4 protein-coding genes are annotated in these 2,847 nt (G+C 57.6%); 1 reads left to right on the top strand and 3 read right to left on the bottom strand.

The window, feature by feature from the left end; translation table 11 throughout:
- The 3 genes from F8N62_RS31100 to F8N62_RS31090 form a co-directional block, all read right to left on the bottom strand.
- Nucleotides 1–847: cache domain-containing protein (locus F8N62_RS31100; protein WP_191632478.1), on the bottom strand; the 847-nt coding region annotated here is incomplete at its 3' end.
- Nucleotides 848–947: 100 nt separating this feature from the next.
- Entirely contained in the window at nt 948–1,250 is a 303-nt protein-coding gene (locus F8N62_RS31095; RefSeq protein ID WP_150713515.1) for a cell division protein ZapA, read from the bottom strand.
- Nucleotides 1,247–1,477, bottom strand: coding sequence for a hypothetical protein (locus F8N62_RS31090; protein ID WP_150713516.1), 231 nt, complete (start codon nt 1,475–1,477; stop codon nt 1,247–1,249). Before F8N62_RS31090 ends, F8N62_RS31095 begins: the two co-directional genes overlap by 4 nt.
- 411 nt (nt 1,478–1,888) lie before the next feature.
- Here F8N62_RS31090 and F8N62_RS31085 point away from each other — a divergent pair.
- Nucleotides 1,889–2,847, top strand: a 959-nt coding sequence (locus F8N62_RS31085) for a methyl-accepting chemotaxis protein (RefSeq protein WP_150714188.1), incomplete at its 3' end; no start/stop codon positions are given.

Genomic DNA, 2,847 nt, shown 5'->3' with positions numbered 1-2,847 from the left:
AGATTTGCGACTGTGGCACTTCGGCCACCAGGGTCCAGCCCAGATCACGCAACGGCAGGCTCAACGCCAGAAAATCTTCGCCCTCGCGTACAAAGCTGCTGTGGGTGGCAGTTTGTTGACCCATGACCGCCTGCGCAGCCGGCGCGCCAATTTGCTCGACCAAAGAACGCTTGCCGCTGAACTGCGCTTCGGGATGAACCTGGATCAAACCGTCGGAACGCACGAGATAGACCTTGCCGCGCTCACCGAAGCTGAAGTTGTGGATCAGCTCCGACAGCTCTTTCATGCTCAACCCGAGCCCGGCAACGCCCACGACTTTGCCGGCCTGTTCAACCTTGAGGTCGATGAACAGCGCCAATTCTCCGGTCGCAGTGTCATTGTCGATATTGAGAGTGCGTGGCTGGTTGCCATCGAGGAAGGCATAGAACCAAGCGTCTTTGGGATTGGCGCGGCTGAGAGTCCGGTCCAGGCCTTTTTCAGTGAAATAGTGGTTTGAAGCGGTGCCGACAATCAGCGCGGTAAACGCTTTGTGTTCAGCGCGGATGCCTTCCAGATAGGCCACAAACGTGGGTGCCTGGGCACTGTTTTCACCGGCGGCCAACCAGTCGCGCACCATGCTATTGCTGGCGATGTCCTTGGCGGCGGTGAGGGGTTGCACGAGGATGCGCTCGATGTCGTTGCGCATCGCTTCGATGCTCGACGGCAGCGCTTGTTCGACCAGATAGCGCTGGGCGAGACGGTTGACCACGAGGGTATAAATGCCCACCACGATCAGGATGCTGACCAGCAGGGCGGTGCCCATACTGAGGATCAACTGCCATTGAATACTGCGTCGCCAGAACTGCATGGAGCACCCCCAAAGAATAAGAGGCTGAAACACTGCAACAGCCGTGCCGATTGTATACAACGCAAACGACAATTTATTCTTTGGTTGTGCGCAAAGCCTGTCAGGCCTGACTGATCGTCTTGGCGATCACTTCAACCGTGGCGCTGACTTGCTCTTGGAAACGGTCGAGTTCGAACTTGTGCTGCTTTTGCATTTCGATCTGCTGCGAGCACAGATTCATCGCTGCCAGCACCAACAGGCGGTCACCGATCAGCGTCGGGTACTTTCTTTTGGTATCGGCCAGCGCGGCTTTCAACATCATGGCAGCGTCCAGCAGGGTTTGCTCTTCCCCGGCCGGCGCCTTGATCGAATAGTCCTCCCCCAGGATCGAGACGACTTTTACCCCTGCGGCGCCGACACTCATGCGCTGACCGGACCGGCGCTGACGCGTTCAACCAAGGCCTGGATGCGCGCTGCGGTAGCGCCGTGTTTCTCTTCCTGCTCCATCAGGTTCAGTTGCAGGCTTTCGTTTTCATCCTTGGCCTGGGCCAGTTCTGCGCTCAGGGCCTGGTTGGCGCCGAGCAGGGTCTGGTTCTGTTGAACAAGGTCGCTGACCAGTTGCTCCAATTGGTTTAGGGATGCTTCCAACATTTTGATTTTCCAAGCATTTTCAAGGGGCGCGTACGATAAAGAAAAGTCACCACGCTTGCCAGGGTTATTGGGCGCAAGGCCTTGATTTACCTGGCGAGTGTCCTTCCTCGCGAACCTTAAAGACTGTGATTGCCGGATCTGGTTCCTGCACTTCGTCGCCCGATACTGTAGGAGCAGCCGGTCGACGCTCGATTGCTCGCGAAAGATATCGATGATGGCCCGCGCCGTCTGGATGAACGGATTGTCCGGGGGTTTTTCGCGAGCAATCGAGCGTCGACCGGCTGCTCCTACAGTTTGGGCCACCTGTGTGCGACAAATACGCGCAGCCGCTCAAGACTTTAGTCGCGTGACCGATAAGTCATCCATACGTCAGTCTCAGCGCCGCTCGATGCGCTCACTTCGGTAGAAACCATGTCCCTTCGTAATATGAATATCGCTCCGCGAGCGTTCCTCGGATTCGCCCTGATTGGCGGCTTGATGCTGGTTCTGGGAGCGTTTGCCTTGAACCAGATGAGCAAGATTCGCGGTGCCGGTGAAGACATCGCCTCCATCAGCGTGCCGAGCATCAAGAGTCTCGATGAGTTCACGCAACTGACGCTGCGTCTGCGGGTGCTGTCCTACCGTTTGCTGGTGAACCGCGAACCTGATGTCCAGCAGAAAACCATTGACCTGTTCGACCTGCGCAACCAGCAGATCCGCGAGGCGCAGAAAGTCTACGAGCCGCTGATCGATGGCCCGGAAGAACAAGGCGCTTACGATAAGTACGTGCAGTTGCTGGCACAGTACCGTCAGCTTGAAGAGCGGATGAAAACGTTCTCGCGCAACAATCAGGTCGACGATCTGCGCAAGCTGCTGAACTCCGAGTTGCTCGCCAATTCCGAAGAGGTCAACACCGCCCTGGCGAAGTTGCTCGAGATCAACACCCGGCAGATCGAAAAAACCGACCAGCGCGCTGGCGATCAATATTCGACGTCGTTCAATCTGGTCATCACGTTGCTGGTGATCGCCAGCGGCCTGACCGTGCTGTTCGCCTGGCTGCTCACCAACAGCATCACCAAGCCCATCGCCAATGCCCTGAGCGCAGCCGAAGAAATTGCCGAAGGCAACCTGACTCGCCCGATCACCGTCGATGGTGAAGACGAAGCCGGCCGTTTGCTGCTGGCCATGTCGAAGATGCAGGAAAAGCTGCGCGACACCCTGCAACGCATTTCCGGCTCGGCCACGCAATTGGCCTCCGCCGCAGAAGAACTCAACAGTGTCACCGACGAAAGCGCTCGCGGCCTGACCCAGCAGAACAACGAAATCGAACAGGCCGCCACCGCGGTCAACGAAATGACCAGCGCCGTGGAAGAAGTCGCGCGCAACGCGGT

Origin of the sequence: Pseudomonas fluorescens, assembly GCF_902497785.1 — a bacterium.
Classification (GTDB): Bacteria; Pseudomonadota; Gammaproteobacteria; order Pseudomonadales; family Pseudomonadaceae; genus Aquipseudomonas; species Aquipseudomonas fluorescens_BO.
The sequence above is the reverse complement of the archived record's forward strand: the minus strand, read 5'-3'. Positions and strand labels throughout refer to the sequence as shown.

What these genes read in the sequence shown, in the direction of transcription:
- F8N62_RS31095 (WP_150713515.1), bottom strand. Translation starts at nt 1,250, where the DNA reads ATGAGTGTCGGCGCCGCAGGGGTAAAAGTCGTCTCGATCCTGGGGGAG.
- F8N62_RS31090 (WP_150713516.1), bottom strand. Translation starts at nt 1,477, where the DNA reads ATGTTGGAAGCATCCCTAAACCAATTGGAGCAACTGGTCAGCGACCTT.